Annotated in this window: 20 protein-coding genes and 1 tRNA gene; 12 read left to right on the forward strand and 9 right to left on the reverse strand. The window is 58.7% G+C overall.

The window, feature by feature from the left end:
- Nucleotides 1-105: 105 nt before the first annotated feature.
- Nucleotides 106-351 carry an EF-hand domain-containing protein gene (locus tag ACXAGD_RS06945; protein ID WP_475209253.1) on the forward strand — a complete coding sequence of 82 codons (246 nt, stop codon included), beginning with the start codon at nucleotides 106-108 and terminating at the stop codon, nucleotides 349-351.
- A 49-nt stretch (nucleotides 352-400) separates the two neighbouring features.
- On the opposite strand, the gene ACXAGD_RS06950 is transcribed toward ACXAGD_RS06945, so the two are convergent.
- Entirely contained in the window at nucleotides 401-1,945 is a 1,545-nt protein-coding gene (locus tag ACXAGD_RS06950; protein WP_475209254.1) for a trimethylamine methyltransferase family protein, read from the reverse strand.
- A 415-nt stretch (nucleotides 1,946-2,360) separates the two neighbouring features.
- Between ACXAGD_RS06950 and ACXAGD_RS06955 the strand changes: the two genes are divergently transcribed.
- Nucleotides 2,361-2,879, forward strand: coding sequence for an outer membrane protein (locus ACXAGD_RS06955; RefSeq protein WP_475209255.1), 519 nt, complete (start codon nucleotides 2,361-2,363; stop codon nucleotides 2,877-2,879).
- Nucleotides 2,880-2,885: 6 nt separating this feature from the next.
- Here ACXAGD_RS06955 and ACXAGD_RS06960 read toward each other — a convergent pair whose 3' ends face one another.
- Nucleotides 2,886-4,076 (reverse strand): pyridoxal phosphate-dependent aminotransferase, encoded by a 1,191-nt coding sequence (locus ACXAGD_RS06960; protein ID WP_475212521.1) that lies wholly within the window; start codon nucleotides 4,074-4,076, stop codon nucleotides 2,886-2,888.
- A 58-nt stretch (nucleotides 4,077-4,134) separates the two neighbouring features.
- Nucleotides 4,135-4,479 carry an MmcQ/YjbR family DNA-binding protein gene (locus ACXAGD_RS06965; RefSeq protein WP_475212523.1) on the reverse strand — a complete coding sequence of 115 codons (345 nt, stop codon included), beginning with the start codon at nucleotides 4,477-4,479 and terminating at the stop codon, nucleotides 4,135-4,137.
- A gap of 216 nt (nucleotides 4,480-4,695) precedes the next feature.
- Between ACXAGD_RS06965 and cysS the strand changes: the two genes are divergently transcribed.
- Genes cysS through ACXAGD_RS06980 form a run of 3 tightly spaced genes read left to right on the forward strand, consistent with a single transcriptional unit; the run spans nucleotide 4,696 to nucleotide 8,566 of the window.
- Nucleotides 4,696-6,093 carry a cysteine--tRNA ligase gene (cysS, locus tag ACXAGD_RS06970; RefSeq protein ID WP_475209256.1) on the forward strand — a complete coding sequence of 466 codons (1,398 nt, stop codon included), beginning with the start codon at nucleotides 4,696-4,698 and terminating at the stop codon, nucleotides 6,091-6,093.
- A 59-nt stretch (nucleotides 6,094-6,152) separates the two neighbouring features.
- Nucleotides 6,153-7,787, forward strand: a complete 1,635-nt coding sequence (gene cimA / locus ACXAGD_RS06975; protein WP_475209257.1) for a citramalate synthase — start codon at nucleotides 6,153-6,155, stop codon at nucleotides 7,785-7,787.
- Between the two features lie 2 nt (nucleotides 7,788-7,789).
- The gene (locus ACXAGD_RS06980; RefSeq protein ID WP_475212525.1) at nucleotides 7,790-8,566 is read left to right on the forward strand and encodes a phytoene/squalene synthase family protein; all 777 of its coding nucleotides are present in this window, start codon (nucleotides 7,790-7,792) and stop codon (nucleotides 8,564-8,566) included.
- Nucleotides 8,567-8,569: 3 nt separating this feature from the next.
- Here the strand turns inward: ACXAGD_RS06980 and ACXAGD_RS06985 are convergent, their stop codons facing one another.
- Entirely contained in the window at nucleotides 8,570-9,799 is a 1,230-nt protein-coding gene (locus tag ACXAGD_RS06985; protein WP_475209258.1) for an MFS transporter, read from the reverse strand.
- Nucleotides 9,800-9,897: 98 nt separating this feature from the next.
- On the opposite strand from ACXAGD_RS06985, the gene ACXAGD_RS06990 reads away from it, so the two are divergent.
- From ACXAGD_RS06990 to ACXAGD_RS07005, 4 genes are read left to right on the forward strand one after another with little or no spacing between them, the layout of a single operon-like run.
- Nucleotides 9,898-10,530: a DNA-3-methyladenine glycosylase family protein gene (locus tag ACXAGD_RS06990; RefSeq protein ID WP_475209259.1), complete on the forward strand. Its 633-nt coding sequence runs from the start codon at nucleotides 9,898-9,900 to the stop codon at nucleotides 10,528-10,530.
- Nucleotides 10,527-11,192, forward strand: a complete 666-nt coding sequence (locus ACXAGD_RS06995; protein WP_475209260.1) for an alpha/beta hydrolase — start codon at nucleotides 10,527-10,529, stop codon at nucleotides 11,190-11,192. The genes ACXAGD_RS06990 and ACXAGD_RS06995 overlap by 4 nt, the downstream gene beginning before the upstream one ends.
- Nucleotides 11,193-11,194: 2 nt before the next feature.
- Entirely contained in the window at nucleotides 11,195-11,698 is a 504-nt protein-coding gene (locus tag ACXAGD_RS07000) for an N-acetyltransferase family protein (protein ID WP_475209261.1), read from the forward strand.
- Entirely contained in the window at nucleotides 11,692-11,994 is a 303-nt protein-coding gene (locus tag ACXAGD_RS07005; protein ID WP_475209262.1) for a putative quinol monooxygenase, read from the forward strand. Before ACXAGD_RS07000 ends, ACXAGD_RS07005 begins: the two co-directional genes overlap by 7 nt.
- A 4-nt stretch (nucleotides 11,995-11,998) precedes the next feature.
- Here the strand turns inward: ACXAGD_RS07005 and ACXAGD_RS07010 are convergent, their stop codons facing one another.
- Nucleotides 11,999-12,424, reverse strand: coding sequence for a VOC family protein (locus ACXAGD_RS07010; protein ID WP_475209263.1), 426 nt, complete (start codon nucleotides 12,422-12,424; stop codon nucleotides 11,999-12,001).
- A gap of 31 nt (nucleotides 12,425-12,455) precedes the next feature.
- On the reverse strand, nucleotides 12,456-13,061 hold the full coding sequence (locus tag ACXAGD_RS07015) for a pseudouridine synthase (RefSeq protein ID WP_475209264.1): 606 nt from the start codon (nucleotides 13,059-13,061) through the stop codon (nucleotides 12,456-12,458).
- Nucleotides 13,062-13,273: 212 nt separating this feature from the next.
- Between ACXAGD_RS07015 and ACXAGD_RS07020 the strand changes: the two genes are divergently transcribed.
- Nucleotides 13,274-13,861, forward strand: a complete 588-nt coding sequence (locus tag ACXAGD_RS07020) for an HNH endonuclease (protein WP_170335684.1) — start codon at nucleotides 13,274-13,276, stop codon at nucleotides 13,859-13,861.
- Here the strand turns inward: ACXAGD_RS07020 and ACXAGD_RS07025 are convergent.
- Nucleotides 13,858-14,325 carry a disulfide bond formation protein B gene (locus tag ACXAGD_RS07025; protein ID WP_475209265.1) on the reverse strand — a complete coding sequence of 156 codons (468 nt, stop codon included), beginning with the start codon at nucleotides 14,323-14,325 and terminating at the stop codon, nucleotides 13,858-13,860. The two genes, ACXAGD_RS07020 and ACXAGD_RS07025, sit on opposite strands and share 4 nt — an antisense overlap.
- Complete coding sequence (locus ACXAGD_RS07030; RefSeq protein ID WP_475209266.1) at nucleotides 14,322-14,900, reverse strand: YqaA family protein; 579 nt, start codon at nucleotides 14,898-14,900, stop codon at nucleotides 14,322-14,324. Before ACXAGD_RS07030 ends, ACXAGD_RS07025 begins: the two co-directional genes overlap by 4 nt.
- Before the next feature lie 145 nt (nucleotides 14,901-15,045).
- Between ACXAGD_RS07030 and ACXAGD_RS07035 the strand changes: the two genes are divergently transcribed.
- Nucleotides 15,046-15,131: transfer RNA gene (locus tag ACXAGD_RS07035), tRNA-Leu, on the forward strand.
- Between the two features lie 120 nt (nucleotides 15,132-15,251).
- Here the strand turns inward: ACXAGD_RS07035 and ACXAGD_RS07040 are convergent.
- A complete protein-coding gene (locus ACXAGD_RS07040; RefSeq protein WP_475209267.1) occupies nucleotides 15,252-16,745 on the reverse strand; it encodes a BCCT family transporter in 1,494 nt (497 codons plus the stop codon).
- A gap of 407 nt (nucleotides 16,746-17,152) precedes the next feature.
- On the opposite strand from ACXAGD_RS07040, the gene ACXAGD_RS07045 reads away from it, so the two are divergent.
- Entirely contained in the window at nucleotides 17,153-18,121 is a 969-nt protein-coding gene (locus ACXAGD_RS07045; protein ID WP_475209268.1) for a TAXI family TRAP transporter solute-binding subunit, read from the forward strand.
- Nucleotides 18,122-18,183: the final 62 nt, after the last annotated feature.

Below are 18,183 nucleotides of genomic sequence, written 5' to 3' on the forward strand. Positions count from 1 at the left end.
GCGAAAACGGAAACAATTACCGATGCCAGTGACACACTATCCCGTTGCGGTGTTTCTGATGCTGTCCGGACGAAATACGCAAAAACTCAATCAGGAGGCATCACAATGAAACCGCAAATTCTTACCGCTATCTCTGTTCTCGCACTTGGTTTGCCGACGCTGACCGTCGCGCAATCTTCAGCTGACGCCAACGGCGACGGAGTATTGACGATCGAAGAAGTGCAGGCTGTTCTGCCTGATGTTGACGCAGACAGCTTCTCGGCGATGGACGCCAACGGCGACGGCGCGTTGGATGAGGCCGAGATCGCAGTAGCGCAGGAAGCAGGCTTGTTGCCAGCAACTGACGGCTAACCCTGAATTAGAAAGCGGCCAGAGAAAATCTGGCCGCTTTTACAGCATCTTATTTTGCAAGGTGGATGTTGAACTTGTCGCGAATTTCGGCATCCAGAAGCGGATCGAACTGCGCCGGAGACGGGGCAGACAGGATCTCTTCTTTGCGCTTTATCGCTTTTTCAATCAGGTCTGGTTTATCAAGCTCTGCCCATTCCTTGGGCGAGGTTCGGTCACCAAAAGTTGGATAGACGTAATCCGCCTGCATCCGACTTAGCGTTGCGTCGGTTCCCAGATAGTGGCCTGGCCCGCCCATGCAAACCTCGGCGATCTGATCCAGCGCCAGCGTCTCGTCGGTCACTTCAATCCCACGCACACAGCGCTGCGCCTGACCGATTAGGTCGTCGCTGAGGATCAGGCTTTCAAAGCAGAAACCCAGCAATGAGGCGTGCATACCCGCCGCTTCGTACACCATGTTTACTCCCGAAAGCCCGGCCATGACGTTTGAGCACATCTGCTCCCATCCGGCCTGCATGTCGGGCATCTTCGAGTCCGATGCTCCGGCGGCGGCACCGCCCGGCAGGTTATAGTATCGGTGCATCTGCGCGCAGCCAGCAGTTAGCAATGCCTGTTCGCCGGACCCGATCGACATCGCACCGGTACGCAGGTCCAGACCAAAGGGCCAAGTGCCAAAAATTGCAGGAGCTCCGGGGCTTACAGCGTTTACGTAAACCAGACCGGCCAGACACTCTGCCGTGGCCTGGGTGATCGCGCCGGCGATGGTCGAGGGCGCCGTTGCACCGGCCATCCCAGCCGAAAGCAGCAGCACGGGCATTCCGCCCTTGATGCAAAGTTCCATCACTTCGCAGCTTTCGGTGGCGAATTTCATCGGCGGCACGACAAAGCAGTTTGAGTTCGAAATGAACGGGCGCTCTCGGTATTTTTCCTCACCACCGGCGATCGTGTAGATCATCTCGAGCGCAGGGGCGACGTGGCTGGGTTCGGTGAAGGATGTACCGATATGTTTGAATGTGCCCGAACAGCAGGCGTAGATCGTATTCAGATCCATTTCCAAGTTGTCGGGGATGTCACGGCAGACCATCGGGCGCTGAACAAAGTGAATGTTTTCAAGCTGTTCGCAGATTCGGGACGCGTCGTGCAGATCTTGTACGGTGGAATCCCTGTATTCGTTTTTTTGAACGTCGACCATGCTGACGGCTGCACCCGCCGTGCCGTAGTGAACTTTGGCGCCGGAGAGTTCCAGATCGGTTTTGCCATCCCGGCTGTACAGAGTGACCGAACGGTTTGCTTTGGCGATGGTGTCCTCGACCAGAGCGCGCGGGAACCGGATCCGCCCATCGTCACCCAAAGTGCACCCCGCGCCGACCAGATAGTGGATACCGCTTTGCGGCGCATCGGCCAGACCGATGGTTTCCAACGCGGTCAGCGCTGCTTCGTGGATCCGTTCGATTTGCGCTTGGGTCAGAACATTGAGGACGCCGCCCTCCATGCCGGGGCGGATGGGGCGCAGATGCTCGGGGAGTGCTGTGGCGCGCGCAGCACGACGCGCGGCGCGTCCGCCGCTGCGGGAAGAGGTACGGGTTTGATCGTTCATGGGTCAGAATCCAATAGTAAAGGCGTCAGAAGTGAGGGTGTTCTTACGCCTTATTTGGCCGCCCCCGCGCCGCACGACCACGATCCGCACCGATGGTGCGGCTGACCAGCCGAATTTTCCAAACGTCGTTTTGCATCTGTCCTCACGTATCGAACATCAGTATTCCGTGGTGCGCAGAGGCTTTCTGTCCTGTTTGCGACCTGAGAGGTCAAAAGCGAAGCGTGATGCATGTGTCACGGCGATCGGTTCATTTTAAAAGAATTTTAACCGCTAAGGCAGAAATCTGTTATAGTTCCTTCACTTATTTAAGAGTGGCTCGTGAACTCAATTGAATCTTAACGATTGCGGGCCAGGTTTCTAAGTGACGTTGATCCAAAGACCAAAGTCCCGGCAAAAGGTTCTTTAGGAGAGTTTAATGAAAGCCCTTAAGGCCCTCAGTCTCATTTTGGTGGCGAGCAACGCAGCCCCCGCAATGGCTGAGGATTGGACCGGGGCTTATGCCGGTTTCAGTTTTGGATATGCAGACGCCGACGGCCCGAACGGGTCGAGCGGCGATGATACAGTTTTTGGCCCTCATATTGGCTATGATCGAGACTTTGGAAATTTTGTTCTGGGCGGAGAACTGGAATACAATCGCCTGTCGCTTGATCTCGGCGACGGTGAAGGCAGCCTTGATGGTATGACTATGCTGAAGCTGCGTGGCGGTTATGACTTTGGCGGTGCGCTCGGCTATGTAGTGGTCGGTGCGGCCCGGTTGGATGCTTCGGTCGATAACGATACGGCCGCCGTCTACGGAATCGGTGTGGCTTATCCCATCAACGACCGTCTTGTGATAAGCGGCGAGGCGTTGCGACAGAACTTTGACGATGTCACCCGAACCGATGGCGGGTTGGACTCGAACGTGTTTAATCTGCGTACATCGTTCCGGTTCTAAAAAGTCTCAGCTGACAGCGGCGTGCCGTTCCGCGAATTCAGACGCAAATGTGCATATTGTGGACAGAGCGGTCGCGAATCTATCGTCGTCAATCGTCATCGCTACGCGGATATGACCTGCGGCTGCGTCCCCGAAACTCTCTCCTGGCATCACTGCGATTGCGTGTGCATCCAGTAGGGCGTTTGCGAATCCGTTCCCGCTGAGGCCGGTGGCGCGGATATCCAGCATCAGGTACATCGCCCCCTGCGCCGGAACCAGCCCGAGGGTGTTCTGTGCTGCAAGGATACCAACCGCCAGCGCGCGGCGGCGGCGGAAGGGTTCGGCGATCTGTTCTTCCAGGTCGTTACCTGCGTTCAGCGCGAAACTGGCAGCGTCCTGAATAAACCCCGGAACACCGTAGGTTGTGTGCGTGGCGAGGTTGATCAGATGCGAGATCACCTCTTCGGGGCCAACGATCCAGCCACAGCGCGACCCGGTCATCGCGTGGGATTTCGACATCGAACCTACAACCAGCGTGCGTTCAGCCATGCCCGGCAGAGTCCGGGGCGAGATGTGCTCTCCCTCCCAGACCTGCGAGTCATAGACCTCGTCCGAGATCAGCCAGAGGTCACGCCGGTGGCAAACCTCGGCGATCCCGTCGAGGGTCTGGCGAGAATACACAACACCGGTTGGGTTGTTCGGCGTGTTGACGAGTAAGGATACTGCTCCGTCGGCGGCGGCTTCGATCTGCTCGGCGCGGGGCTGGAATGCGTCCTCGGCGGTGGTCTGGATCGACCGGGCCACGGCCCCGGCACCGCGGATCGTACCGGGGTAGGTGGCATAATACGGATCAAGATACAGCCCCACATCGCTGGGATCACACACCGCGACGTGTGCGGCAAACAGGGCCGATTGGCCGCCGGGCGTGATCAGCACATTGTGGCGCGTGGTAGGTACTCCGGTCCGGGCTTGCAGTCGGGCGGCCACGGTGTCACGCAGCAGATCGGTGCCGGGAACCATGGCATAGCCGGTGTGGCCTTGCCGGGCAGACAGGTCCATCGCCTCAAGAATCGACGCATCGGTGCGGATGTCATGTTCGCCTATGGTCAGCTCGGTCACGGCATATCCGTCGCTGATCATCTGTCGGGCTCGATAGAACACGTCCCAACCGTCACTGCCGCCTTCGGTCAGATGAGTAATACGCTGCGACAGCTTCATGGCCTGCTCCCGTCTTGTCAGTTTCGCCGACAGGGCCAGAGCGGCCATTGTTTGTCAATCAGCTTCGCGGCGGCAGGGAGGCCTGAACTTTCTTGGTCAACGACGCCCGGACCAAGTCATATGAGGCCGCCAATCTGTGGCGCAGCTCGCCTTCGTCGCAATCAAAGGGAAGTCGGATCCAACTGCGGTGGAAATAAGGGGCTTTTACTCCGATCCCTGCGTCGATCAGCATCTGTGCAGTTTCGATATCCGGGGTTTTGACGGACACACCATCATTTGCTGTTCCTATGCAGGCGAACATCTTGCCGCCAATCTTCCAGGCGTCATGACCGCCACCCCACGGGTCGGACAGTTCGGCACCGGGAAGAATTCGGCACAGGGCGTTTACGGTTTCGCGGCTCATGTCGGGCAGCGTGCGATGCACTGAAGCAGAACTCAAGACTTGGCGTCGTGCGTTCAGCGTGTTAGGGGAAAAGCATGAACCGGATGACCTGCATCATTATCTGCTGCATTACCTGCTGATTTATCAAGCGGGCCGGTTTCTTTCGTTTTCATCCCTGAGACAAGTTGCTAAGCCCGCGCCAACGCGAGAAGCCACGCTGTCTTTAGGAGCCGACCGATGACGACAATCAAACTGCACAACACACGGACGCGGACGAAAGAGGATTTCGTTCCGATCAGCGCCGACAATGTGCGGATGTATGTCTGCGGACCCACGGTCTATGATCGCGCGCATCTGGGCAATGCGCGGCCCGTTGTGGTGTTCGATGTTCTCTATCGGTTGCTGCGACACACTTATGGCGCAGATCACGTGACCTATGTGCGCAACTTCACCGACGTTGATGACAAGATTAACGCGACGGCGCTTGCCCGGCAGCAGGCTGGGGCTGCAGGCACGTTGGAGCAGTTGGTGCAGGAGCGTTCGGACGAGACCATCGGTTGGTATCTGCACGACATGGGCGCGCTTGGGGCACTGGAGCCGAATGAGATGCCGCGCGCCACGCAATATATCGAGCAGATGATCGCGATGATCGAAGGTTTGATCGACAAGGGCCACGCCTATGCAGCCGAGGGGCATGTTCTGTTTGCTGTGGACAGCTGGAAACAGAAATACGGTGCCCTATCCGGTCGGTCCGTTGATGACATGATCGCGGGCGCGCGGGTGGAGGTTGCACCTTACAAGAAGAATCCTATGGATTTCGTGCTGTGGAAACCCTCGACCGATGAACTGCCCGGCTGGGACAGCCCTTGGGGCCGTGGGCGTCCGGGGTGGCATATCGAATGCTCGGCCATGAGCTATGAGCTGCTGGGCGACAGCTTTGACATCCACGGCGGCGGCAATGACCTGATGTTCCCGCACCATGAAAACGAGATCGCACAGAGCTGCTGCGCGCACCCGGAAGGGGAGTTTGCAAGGGTCTGGCTGCACAATGAGATGCTGCAGGTTGAGGGCAAGAAGATGTCCAAATCGCTGGGCAATTTCTTCACTGTGCACGATCTGTTGGAACAGGGCGTGCCGGGCGAGGTGATCCGTTTTGTCTTCTTGCAGACCCATTACCGTAAGCCAATGGACTGGACCGAGAAAAAGGCACGCGAGGCCGAGACGACGCTACGCAAATGGCGGGCGCTGACAGCGGGCATCGAGCCCGCCGCCAGCGCGGCGCCCGCAGTCGTTGCCGCGCTGAGTGACGATTTGAACACGGCGGGCGCTTTGGCCGAGCTTTACCGTCTGGCTGCCGATGGGAATGCGGCAGGTTTGCTGGCGTCTGCACAGTTGTTGGGTCTTCTGTCTGATGAGATGGGCGCGTGGGCGGATACGGATTCGGTGGACCTGTCGGCACATGCGGACCGGTTGTCAGACGCGCGGGCCGTTGCAATGCAGAGCAAGGACTTCTCGGAAGTAGATCGCCTGAAGGCCGCATACCTGGCCGCTGGCCTGGAAGTTCGCATGAGCAAGGAAGGTGTCGAACTGGTGCCGGGTGCGGGCTTCGATGCCGCAAAACTGGAAGGGGTTTGAAACGCCGCTGGCGTTTTGGGCAAATGTTACGGAATACTCTGGGCCAGCGGGAGCGAGCCATGAAAAATGAACGCCTCTACCTCTACGACACGACCCTGCGAGATGGGCAGCAAACGCAGGGCGTCCAATTCTCGACCGCTGAGAAAGTTCAGATCGCGCAGGCTTTGGACGAGTTGGGCGTGGATTATATTGAAGGTGGATGGCCCGGAGCAAACCCGACGGACAGCGCGTTTTTCGAAGTTGCACCCAAGACGTCGGCCCGGCTGACGGCGTTTGGCATGACCAAAAGATCGGGCCGATCCGCTGAGAATGACGATGTTTTGGCTGCTGTGATGAATGCAGGGACTCAGGCTGTCTGTCTGGTCGGCAAGTCGCATGACTACCACGTCACCCATGCGCTGGGGATCACGTTGGAGGAGAATGTCGAGAACGTCCGCGCTTCGGTCGCGCATATCGTGGCACAGGGGCGCGAGGCGCTGTTTGATGCCGAGCATTTCTTTGACGGCTACAAGGATAATCCCGGATATGCGGTTGAGGTGTGCCGCGCCGCTCTGGAAGCCGGGGCGCGCTGGGTCGTTCTGTGTGACACAAATGGAGGCGCGCTGCCGGCTGAGGTTTCTCGGATCGTGTCCGAAGTGATCGCCGCGGGATTGCCGGGAGATCGGTTGGGTATTCACACCCACAACGATACCGAGAACGCGGTGGCCTGTTCTCTGGCCGCCGTCGATGCCGGTGCGCGGCAGATTCAAGGCACGCTGAACGGGTTGGGGGAACGTTGCGGCAACGCCAACCTGACGGCGCTGATCCCGACACTGTTGTTGAAAGAGCCCTATGCATCGGACTTTGACTCAGGTGTCAGCTTGCAGGCGCTAAATGGTCTGACGCGCATCAGTCGGATGTTGGACGACATTCTGAACCGCGTGCCCAGCAAGCAATCGGCCTATGTGGGGGCGTCCGCCTTTGCCCATAAGGCAGGGCTGCACGCTAGTGCGATCCTCAAGGACCCGTCGACCTATGAGCATGTCGAGCCGGGCGCGGTCGGGAACGCGCGGATCATTCCCATGTCGAACCAGGCGGGGCAGTCAAACCTGCGTAAACGGCTGACCGAGGCCGGTCTGGTCGTCGAGAAAAACGACCCGGCGCTGGGGCGTATTCTGGACCGGATCAAGCAGCGTGAGGCCGAAGGCTATTCCTATGACACTGCGCAGGCGAGTTTCGAACTGCTGGCGCGGGATGAATTGGGGCAACTGCCCGAGTTCTTCGAGGTCAAGCGCTATAAGGTCACCGTCGAGCGGCGCAAGAATAAGTACAACAAGATGGTCAGCCTGTCCGAGGCTGTGGTTGTCGTGAAGGTCGACGGGGAAAAGAAGCTGTCGGTCAGTGAATCACTGGACGAGGATGGCAGTGACCGGGGGCCGGTGAACGCGCTGGCCAAGGCGCTTGCGAAGGATCTGGGGCAGTATTCGCAGGTTCTGGCTGATATGCGATTGGTCGACTTCAAGGTGCGTATCACTCAAGGCGGAACCGAGGCTGTGACCCGCGTCATCATCGACAGTGAAGACGGACAGGGGCGGCGGTGGTCGACTGTGGGCGTCAGCGCTAACATAGTCGATGCTTCGTTCGAGGCACTGCTGGATGCGATCCAGTGGAAGCTGGTGCGCGATTGCAGATCGCAGACAGCGGTGGCCGAGTGACCGTGGAATTCGACGACGACGTCAAAGCCTGCGCGGATTTGGTGCACCGTGCCGACCCAGATCGGTTCATGGCGGTGATGGCGGCGCCCGTTCCGGTGCGACCGTTGTTGTTTCCGCTGTATGCGCTGAATGTCGAAGTTGCGCGTGCGCCTTGGGTTACGCAAGAGGCGATGATCGCCGAGATGCGGTTGCAATGGTGGCGTGATGCGCTGCAGGAAATTGCCGAGGGTAAGCCCGTGCGCCGGCACGAGGTTGTGACGCCTCTGTCACAGGTTCTGTCGCCGCATCTGGCCGCCATGCTGGATGAGTATGTGGCCGTAAGGCGTTGGGATATTTACCGCGATCCGTTTGAGGATGAGGCGCATTTCGACGCCTATATCAACCACTCGGCCGGGTCTCTGATGGTTGCGTCAGCACAGGTGTTGGGTGCTGCGGATGAGGCCGTCCTGCGGGACGTTGGCTATGGTGTCGGTGTGGCAAACTGGCTGCGGGCGATCCCTGATCTTGAGGCTCGGGGCCGTATTCCTTTGCTGGATGGCACGCCCGATGGCGTGCGGACGCTGGCGCAGAAAGCTCTGGATCGGCTTCAGCAGGCGCGCTCAAATGCGCCCTCAGTCTCAGCAGACGCCCGGCCCGCGCTTTTTGCCGGGTGGCAGGCTGAGTGGGTTCTGAGGCAGGCCGTCGCTCGACCGGATCGCGTGGCGGCTGGGGATTTGGCGCAGGGTGAAATCCGCCGCAGGCTGTCGCTGATGTGGACCATGGCCAGCGGGCGTTGGTAGGTTTTAGACGGTTTCCGCCTCGGACGGTTTCAGGACCAGCCACAACAATGCACCGCCTGCCAGTGTCAGAAGCGGGATCATGGCGAGGTTAACCGCCGTCCAGCCCTCGACTGCCGACCCGCCCGAGCAGTTCATCAACCCGCCCGACGCCAGCGACGCAAGGGTTACGCCGCCAAACACCAGCAGGTCGTTCAGACCCTGCATCCGTCCGCGCTCATTCACGTCATGCGAGGCTGCCAGCATTGTGGTCGCGCCGATAAAGCCGAAGTTCCATCCGATCCCCAGCAAGATCAGGGCAAGGAAGAAATTGCCCAACTCGACGCCTTGCAGAGCAACCACGCCCGCGCCCGCCAGAATGGCCAGACCAAGGGCTACGATTTTCTCAACCCCAAAGCGGGCGATGAGCTGGCCGGTGAAAAAACTCGGCACATACATCGCCAGAACATGAGTGGTGACGACATCGGCGGCATCATTGGCGCTGAAGCCGCAGCCTACAACCGCCAATGGGGTCGAGGTCATCACAAGGTTCATCAGCGCGTAAGACACCATGGCGCAGATAATGGCCACCGCGATGCGCGGGGTCTTGAGCATTTCAAGCCGAGTCCGCCCTTTGGGTGCATCCTCTGTGGGTTTCTTGGGCGTTGGGATGTCGAGGAAAAAGAAAAGCGCCGAACCGAAGACATTCAGCGCAATCACTGCCAAATATGTTCCGAGGAACGGGATCACATAAGCGGTTGAGGTCAGCTTGACAATCTGCGGCCCGATAATGGCCGCAGCCAAGCCGCCCGCCATGACATAAGAGATCGCCTTGGGGCGGAACGCGTCCGATGCTGTGTCCGCGGCGGCAAAGCGATAAAAGCCGTGCGCGCTCATGTAGATGCCTGTCAACAGGCTGCCCAGCAGGAAGATCGGGAACGAGCCCAGATACAACCCATACGCACCAACGAGCCCTCCACAGGCGCCCGCGGTGGCACCGACCAGAAAGCCTGCGCGCCGCCCCCAACGCTGCATGATTGCCGAAATAGGCGTGGCCGCCAGCATTGACCCCAACACAATCAGCGAGATGGGAAGGGTGGCCAAACAGGCATTTGTCGCCAACGACTGTCCCGCAAGCCCGCCGACAATGAAGATCATCGGCATCTGTGACCCCAACATGGCTTGCGCCGCTACCAAAACGGCGACGTTGCGTTTGGCCTGTCTGTTGTCCGGGGTTGCGGTGGTCGTCACTGTCATGGGCCAATGCGTATCTCTGAAACGGTAGTCATACAAGCGGGTTGCATCTGCGACAAAGCAACCTAACGTGAGCGCAACGCGAACTGCCCGGAGCGCCCATGTCTGTCGGACGCATCATTGAAACCAACGCATGTGTATCGGAAGGGGCGGCGTGGCTGTCCGAAGCGTGCCCGCGCATGGCCCACGCGATGGCGCAGACAGGGCCGCTGCCTTTGCGCCGCCGCCCGGACGGGTTTGCCCAATTGCTAAGCGCAATTGTCAGCCAACAGGTTAGCGTCGCCTCGGCCAATGCGATCTGGAAGCGGCTGCAGGATGCTAAACTGACCGGACCGCGCAAGATCATGTGGGCAACCGACGATGATTTGCGCGCCGTGGGGCTGAGCCGCCAGAAAATCCGCTATGCCCGTGCGCTGGCCGAAGCGCGCATTGATTACAAAGCGTTACGTGACGCACCCGATGCTGAAGTTGTCGCCACTTTGACCGAAGTTCCTGGCATCGGTGTCTGGACCGCCGAGATTTATGCGATGTTCTCGCTAGGACGCGCCGACGTGATCGCGCCGGGCGATCTGGCGCTGCAAGAGGCCGCGCGGATTCTTTACGACCTGCCCAAACGCCCAACTGACAAAGAGCTGCGGCAGATGGCCGAGGCCTGGTCGCCTTGGCGCTCGGTTGCGGCGCGGGTTTTGTGGGCCTATTACCGGGTGGCAAAAGAACGAGAAGGGATCAGATGACACGGGTTTTGAATGCGCTCCGAAAAGAGCCGGTTTCGGGGGATACCCGCTCGGTCGTGGTGTTCGTGCACGGCTATGGGGCCAATGGCGCCGATTTGCTGGGTCTGGCCGATCCGCTGGGTGAACATCTGCCGGATACACTGTTCGTTGCCCCCGATGCGCCGGAACAGATCCCCGGAATGCCTAACGGCTATCAGTGGTTTCCGATCCCGTGGATCGATGGGTCGTCCGAAGAGGAATCGCGCCGTGGCATGGAAATGGCCGCCAACGATTTCAACGCTTTCCTCGATGCTTTGATGGTCGATGAGGACGTACTCCCGGAACAGGTTGTTCTGTTCGGATTCTCGCAAGGCACGATGATGAGCCTGCATGTCGCCCCGCGTCGCGAAGACCCGGTCGCCGGCATCGTTGCGTTTTCGGGCCGCTTGCTGGAACCCGATCTGCTGCCCGATGAAACCGTCAGCCGGATGCCCATCCTGCTGGTGCACGGGGATTCTGACGATGTAGTGCCGCCTCAATCTCTGCCCGAGGCGGCCGAGGCCCTGCAAGCGGCTGATTTCAAAGAAATCTACGCGCATGTTATGAAGGGCACCGGCCACGGCATCGCGCCGGACGGCCTGAGCGTCGCATTGGCCTTTATGCGCGACAAGCTGAGCCTGTAGCCATGATCGCGGTCCGCCCCATGATGTCCGAGGACGTGAGCGCAGCCTGCCGCATCCTCAACGAAATCATCGAGATTGGGGGCACGACCGCGTTTGAAATCCCGTTTTCCGAGGCCCTGTTTGCGCAAAGCTATCTGGGCGGGGCAGACGGGATTTGTTGCCACGTCGCCCTGGACGATCAGGGTGAAGTGGCGGGCTTCCAATGGTTGGGAACACATGACGCGCTGCCCGAAGATTGCGGAGATATCGCAACCTTCACACGCCGCGCGCCGGTCCTGAAAGGAGCTGGGCGGGCGCTGTTCGCGGAAACCGCCAAATACGCCGTCGGGGTGGGGTTGAGCGCAATCAGCGCAACCATTCGCGCCGATAACGGTATGGGGCTGAGTTACTACGACAAGATGGGGTTCCGTGACTACTCTGTCGCCTATGGCCTGCCTCTGCGGGATGGTCGACCAGTCGACAGAATCACAAAACGGTATGAACTGAGAAAGGATGCCGCATGCTGATCGTGACCGGAACAGTGGAGGTTTCGCCCGAAGGTGTTGAAAACGCGGCCAAAGCGGCGCAGGCGATGGTGACCGAGACGGTGAAGGAACCCGGTTGTCTGGTGTATGAGTTCAGCCAAATTCTGGGGCACTCGACCCGGTTTCGCGTCTATGAAGAGTGGCAGGATCAGGCCGCGTTAGAGGCGCATTTTGCCGCGCCGAATATGGCAGTATTTCAGGCCGTTTTGGGTGACGCCGGTGTCGTTGCGAGCGATATCTACCGCGTTGTTGGCGGCGAAAAGCAACCTTTGCGGTAACGCGTCAGCCCCACAAGTGAGCTTCGGCAAACTCGACTGAATTCCCCGACGGGTCGCGCACGTAAAGCGAGCGTGCGCCGCCGGGCCAGTCGAACTCTGCATCCACGGGGACGTTCCAGTCCAACAGATGCTTACGCATCACATCAATTTCGTCGCGCGTCAGGATCAGGCAAACGTGACCGGGGCCGCGCGCGCCATGGGGCGGCACGGGCAGGTCCGGGTTGCTAGGCGGTTTTTCGGTCTCTTCCGCGTTGAACAATAGCAGAACCGAACTTCCCACACGAAAGAACACGTGCCGATCAGAGACGCGTTGAATTTTCTCCAGCGCCAGAATCTCACCGTAGAACTGTTCCGCTGCTTCCAGATCGTCAACATAGAGCGCAGCTTCCAGAACACCGGCGGGCGCTGGTATGTCTGGAGTGATTTTCATACCGTAAGTGTATCACAACACGCGGTTTTTGTCACCGGCGCGGACGGCGGTCCCGTTTTCGCTGTGGGGCAGAGGGCAGCGCCGGGGCAGGCAGGCTGTCCCATTGACCAGGCTCCAGCCCCTCCAGCGACCAATCGCCGATCCGGGCGCGGATCAGGCGTAACGTCGGATGCCCCACGGCCGCAGTCATCCGCCGTACCTGACGGTTGCGGCCTTCGCGCAGTGTCAGTTCGATCCAGCAATCGGGCACTGTCTGACGTACCCGTATCGGTGGATTGCGTGGCCACAGGCCCTCAGGTTCATCCATTAACCGAGCTTTGGCAGGGCGTGTCTTACCGTCCTTCAGGTCTACCCCATCGCGCAGGGCCTTAAGGGCCGGGGCATCCGGCAGACCTTCGACCTGTACCCAGTAGGTTTTGGCCATCTTGTGCTTGGGGTCGGAAATCTGCGACTGTAACCGCCCGTTGTCGGTCAGCAGCATCAACCCCTCGCTGTCACGGTCCAGTCGCCCGGCCGGGTAAACTCCGGGCAGATCGATGTAATCCGACAAAGTGCTGCGCGGCGACTCTGCATTGGCGCGGTCGGTAAACTGCGGCAGCACGTCGAAGGGTTTGTTGAATCGAATGAACCAGCTCATATGCCCGCCATAGCCCGCAGGAAAAAGTCGCGCAAGCTGTGGATAACTGTCATGTGCCTGTTACGCAGGCAGCTTACCCAATGCCCGAGATATTGTGGAAACTCAGGGCTTGTCAGAGTTTTAACACGATATATAGTTAAGTTAAGGCCGGGGCGGGTGTTCCCCGCTCTGATGTCAAAAACGGGCAGAGCAGAGCGAGGAGCGATTCTGATATGGATGGAGACTTCAGGACCGAATTTGTCAGGGAACCCGGTGCGCTCAAGCATCATCCGGCATTGGTTTTGAACGCCGATTATCGCCCCTTGTCCTACTACCCGCTTTCCCTGTGGCCGTGGCAAGAGGCGATCAAGGCGGCCTGGCTGGACAGGGTCGACATTGTGGCCGAGTACGACGAGGTCGTCCGAAGCCCGAGTACCGAGATACGAATACCGTCGGTCGTTGTTCTCAAAGATTATGTAAAACCAAGAAAGCGCGTGGCCTTCACGCGCTTTAATTTATTTTTGAGGGATGAATTCCGCTGTCAGTACTGTGGCAGCAAGGGCGATCTGACCTTTGATCATGTGGTGCCGCGCGCCGCTGGCGGCGTGACCAGCTGGCAGAACGTGGTGGCGGCATGCAGCCCGTGTAACCTTAAGAAGGGGTCTAAATCGCTGCGGCAGGCGGGGATGACCCTGCGCAAGCCGCCGCGTCAGCCGGACGCTGAGGCGTTACGCAATGTCGGGCGCAAATTCCCACCGAACCACCTGCATGACAGCTGGATCGATTTTCTCTATTGGGATGCGGAACTGGACGAGTTCTAACGGCCCGCCCGCCAAGCGGCGATCCAGACCAGTACCAGAATACCGGACAGGATGGCGTTCCATCCGGCCATTGAAACACCCATCATCTGCCACGGGATATCGTCGCACCGCACCAAGGGGGCGGACATGATCTGATCCATCAGCTCTTGTGTCGATAGGCCACCGATATCGCCCGAGGTGCAGCTTGTGGGGCCTTCCCACCACTTTTGCTCGACCCCGGCGTGGAACACACCAATGGCAGCGGTTGTCAGTGCGGCAAGCGCGCCCAAAAGGGGTAAAACATTGACACGCGGCAGCACCAGCGCCACTGCGCCGATCAGAATGGCTGCTCCGTGCGGATACCGTTGCCAGATGCACATTTTGCAAGGCGCCAGCCCGCCGAGATGCTGAAAACCCCACGCTCCAAGCAACAGCGCCAAGGACCCGCAGCTCGCGATCAGGACCAGAGTGTTTTTGCGTGTCATAGGTATTTTACCACCAAAAAGCCGCCAAACAGCAGGATGATGAACAGGGTGAACATCAACCCAAGCCGTTTTTCGATGAAGTCACGAATAGGCTCACCGAATTTCCAGAGCAACCCGGCGACTAGGAAAAACCGCAGCGCGCGGGCGAGGATCGAGGTGGCGATGAAGGTGCCCAGCGGCATCCCGGTCCACCCCGACATGATGGTGATGACTTTATATGGGAAGGGTGTGACACCAGCCCCCAATACTGCCCAAAAGCCGAAATCGTTAAAGCGGGTGTTGAACTCTTCCATGGCGTGCGCCTTGCCCATGGATTCCAGAATCGGCTGGCCGATGCTTTCGTAAAAGAAAGCGCCGATGGCATAACCTAACAAACCGCCCAGAACCGAGGCGACCAGAGCAACCGTTGCAATCAGCCACGCGCGCGACGGGCGCGCCAGGATCATCGGAATCATCAGAACGTCGGGCGGGATCGGAAAGACCGAACTTTCGATAAAGGCGACGAATGCCAGTGCCCAAAGGGCATGTGGATGTTCGGCCAGACGAATGGTCCAGTCATAGAGCGAGCGCAACATATAGAGTTAAAATCCTGTTCTAACGTTGCGCCAGCCAAATCACGCGCCTGTTGAGGCGTCAACCACCGCTGTGAAAACAAAACGGATTTGGGTTGGTTTTTGCCTCTGGACCTTCCGGGTTGTGGGCGCTAATCCAGTGTTCGTGGCCCAAGTGGCGGAATGGTAGACGCAGGGGATTCAAAATCCCCCGATGGTAACATCGTGAGAGTTCGAGTCTCTCCTTGGGCACCACCTCCGTAAATGACGTTCAGACGCAGTATGTTTACCGATCGCGTCGTAGGCTCAGCCAGATCAGAAACCCTATATAGGCAAAAACGCTGAGGTTCAGCAGGGTGTCGATGAAGTCGCCGCTCATGTCCAGTCCTCACGGGTAAGGCTTTTGAACAGGCAGATCACGAGTATTGGCACGATAAACACGAAGGCCATGGCCGACAGAGCGATGATCGACCTGACCAGCGAAATATCTCCCACCAGTATCATGGCTAAACCCAACGCGCCTAGAATCACCCCCCAGACCGTCCGAACCTTGGGCGATGGATTATCGTCGCCGCCCGTTCCAATCATTGCCAGAGTGAACCCGGCGCTGACGACGCTGGTTACGACAAACAGAAACGCAGCCAGAATTGTTGCAGTCTGCGTCAGGCCCCCAAGTGGGAACTTGGCAAGCAGGGCGAAGGTTGTTGCGTCCAGATTCTCGGCATTGATGGCGGAAAGGGCACCTTCCTGCCGCAGCGCATCGAAGAAACCCAATCCACCAAAGATACCAAACCACAGGATCGAGAACAGCGTCGGGGCGACTATGACACCGATCAGGAACTCTCGGATGGTGCGCCCACGCGAGATGCGAGCGATGAAGATGCCCACAAAGGGTGACCAGGCCAACCACCAGATCATATAGTTCAGTGTCCAGCCGTGAAACCAGTCGATTAGGATGTCGTCAAAAAACTCGGCGGTAGAGAACCCGGCCGGCAGAACACCAAACAGATACCGTCCGAAACCCGAGACAATGTCGTTCATCAAAAATGAGGTCGGTCCGAGGACCAGCAGATAAACCATCATTCCGACGGCAATGAGCATCGCGGCGTTGGACAAAAGGGACATTCCTTGGCCAAGGTCCCGACGCAGAGGGATTATGAACGCAATGCAAAGCGCAGCAAACACAGGCAGCGTCAGCACTCCGGGCGTCTCTAACCCGATTAACCCCGCTATTCCGGTCTGTATCTGAAACACGCCCATCGCCATCGACCCGGCCAGACCCACGGCAATGGCCACAATGGAAAGCAGATCGAACATCCACCCCATCGCCCTGATCCAGCGCGCTTCACCCAGTGCCTCGGTCAACGGGGCGCTCAATAGCAAGGTGCGGTGTCGGCGATAGGCGAAATAGGCGATGACCAGCCCGACGATTGCGTAGATCGCCCACGCGTGGAAGCCCCAGTTCAGGTAAGTGACGAACAAGCCATAGCTGGCAGCCTCAGCGTCGGGGTTAAACTGGCGCAGAACTTCGAAATGGGTCAAAGGTTCAGCCACGCCATAGAACAGCAAACCGACACCCATCCCAGCCGCGAACAGCATGGCAATCCAGCTGGGTGTAGAGAATTCTGGCCTAGCGTCATTCGGGCCAAGGCGGATGTCGCCAAAGCGCGACAAGGCAAGGTACAGCGCCACAAATAGCAGGCCGCTGACCTCTAACATGATGAACCAGCCGCGGCTGCTGAACTGTGTTGCCACGGCTTCTGACGCAAGACGTCCCAACCCCTGCGGGTCGGCAATACCCCAAGCCGCAATCGCTGCGCTTATCGCAAGGGCGATGACAAGCAATGGGCTGGGTGACGGGCGCTTCATCACGGATCCTTTTAGATGGTGCCGGAACAAATCTCTTTGCAGACCAAGGGTTACCGATGGTTGTGAAAGTTGGGTCAACACTAATGGCCTGGGTATAAACATTCAAAAGATTTGTTGCGTTACCTGTTTGGCGCCCTTCAATAAAGTGCGGATTTCCGGGTGATTACTTCGAATTTCAGGGGGAAACTTTGAAAATAGCCCTCAGATTTGCGGCTTGGGGCGATGTAGCCCGGACCGGGGGTTGACAAGTGCAGTGTCTGAATGAAACGTCGAATATGTTGGGAGATTTTGGAATTTCAGACGCTTGAGCCTGTTGCATGGCGGGCGCGCTTGGCGTACCGGCAGGGTCCCTGGGTGGGGCCGCCGGGCGGTTTCCCATCCACAATAAGAATTGGGAGTTCTCAAAAATGAAAAACAGCAGCAAGCTCAGCCTCGGCGCGGTCGTCACCGCAGCCTTTATGGCTCCGGCGGCATATGCAGAGGAATTCATCACCATTGGCACCGGTGGTGTGACTGGTGTGTATTACCCGACCGGTGGTGCGATCTGTCGTCTGGTCAACAAGGGCCGTAAAGAGCACGGCGTTCGTTGCTCGGTCGAATCGACTGGTGGTTCGGTCTACAACATCAACACCATCCGTGAAGGCGAGCTGGAGTTCGGTGTTGCCCAGTCCGACTGGCAGTACCATGCGTTCAACGGCACTTCGAAATTCGAAGAAGCCGGCCCGTTCGAAAACCTGCGCGCCGTGTTCTCAGTACACCCCGAGCCGTTCACCGTCGTGGCCCGTGCCGATTCCGGCATCACCAACTTCGAAGACCTGAAGGGCAAGCGCGTCAACATCGGCAACCCCGGTTCCGGTCAGCGTGGCACCATGGAAGTCCTGCTGGGCGAAATGGGCTGGACCACCGACGATTTCGAACTGGCGACCGAGCTGAAGGCGGCGGAACAGTCGGCAGCCCTGTGCGACAACCAGATTGACGCAATGGTTTACACCGTTGGTCACCCGTCGGGTTCGATTCAGGAAGCGACCACTGCATGTGACTCGGTTCTGGTGAACGTCAGCGGCGACGCGGTTGACAAGCTGGTTGGCGACAACTCGTTCTACCGTACTGCAACCATCCCCGGTGGCATGTACCGTGGCTCGGACGGCGACACCTCGACCTTTGGTGTTGGCGCAACATTCGTGACTTCGGCAGACGTGTCGGATGACGCGGTTTATGCGGTTGTCAGCTCGGTCTTCGAAAACTTCGACGACTTCAAAAAGCTGCACCCGGCATTCGCCAACCTCAAGCCCGAAGAGATGATCGCAGACGGCCTGTCGGCTCCGCTGCATCCGGGTGCCGAGAAGTACTACAAAGAAAAAGGCTGGATTCAGTAAACCAGACCTGATGCAGGGCGCCTTCGGGCGTCCTGCAACCCAAACCCGAACAAATCGGGTGG

The organism is Ruegeria sp. ABF4_144 (genome assembly GCF_056160045.1).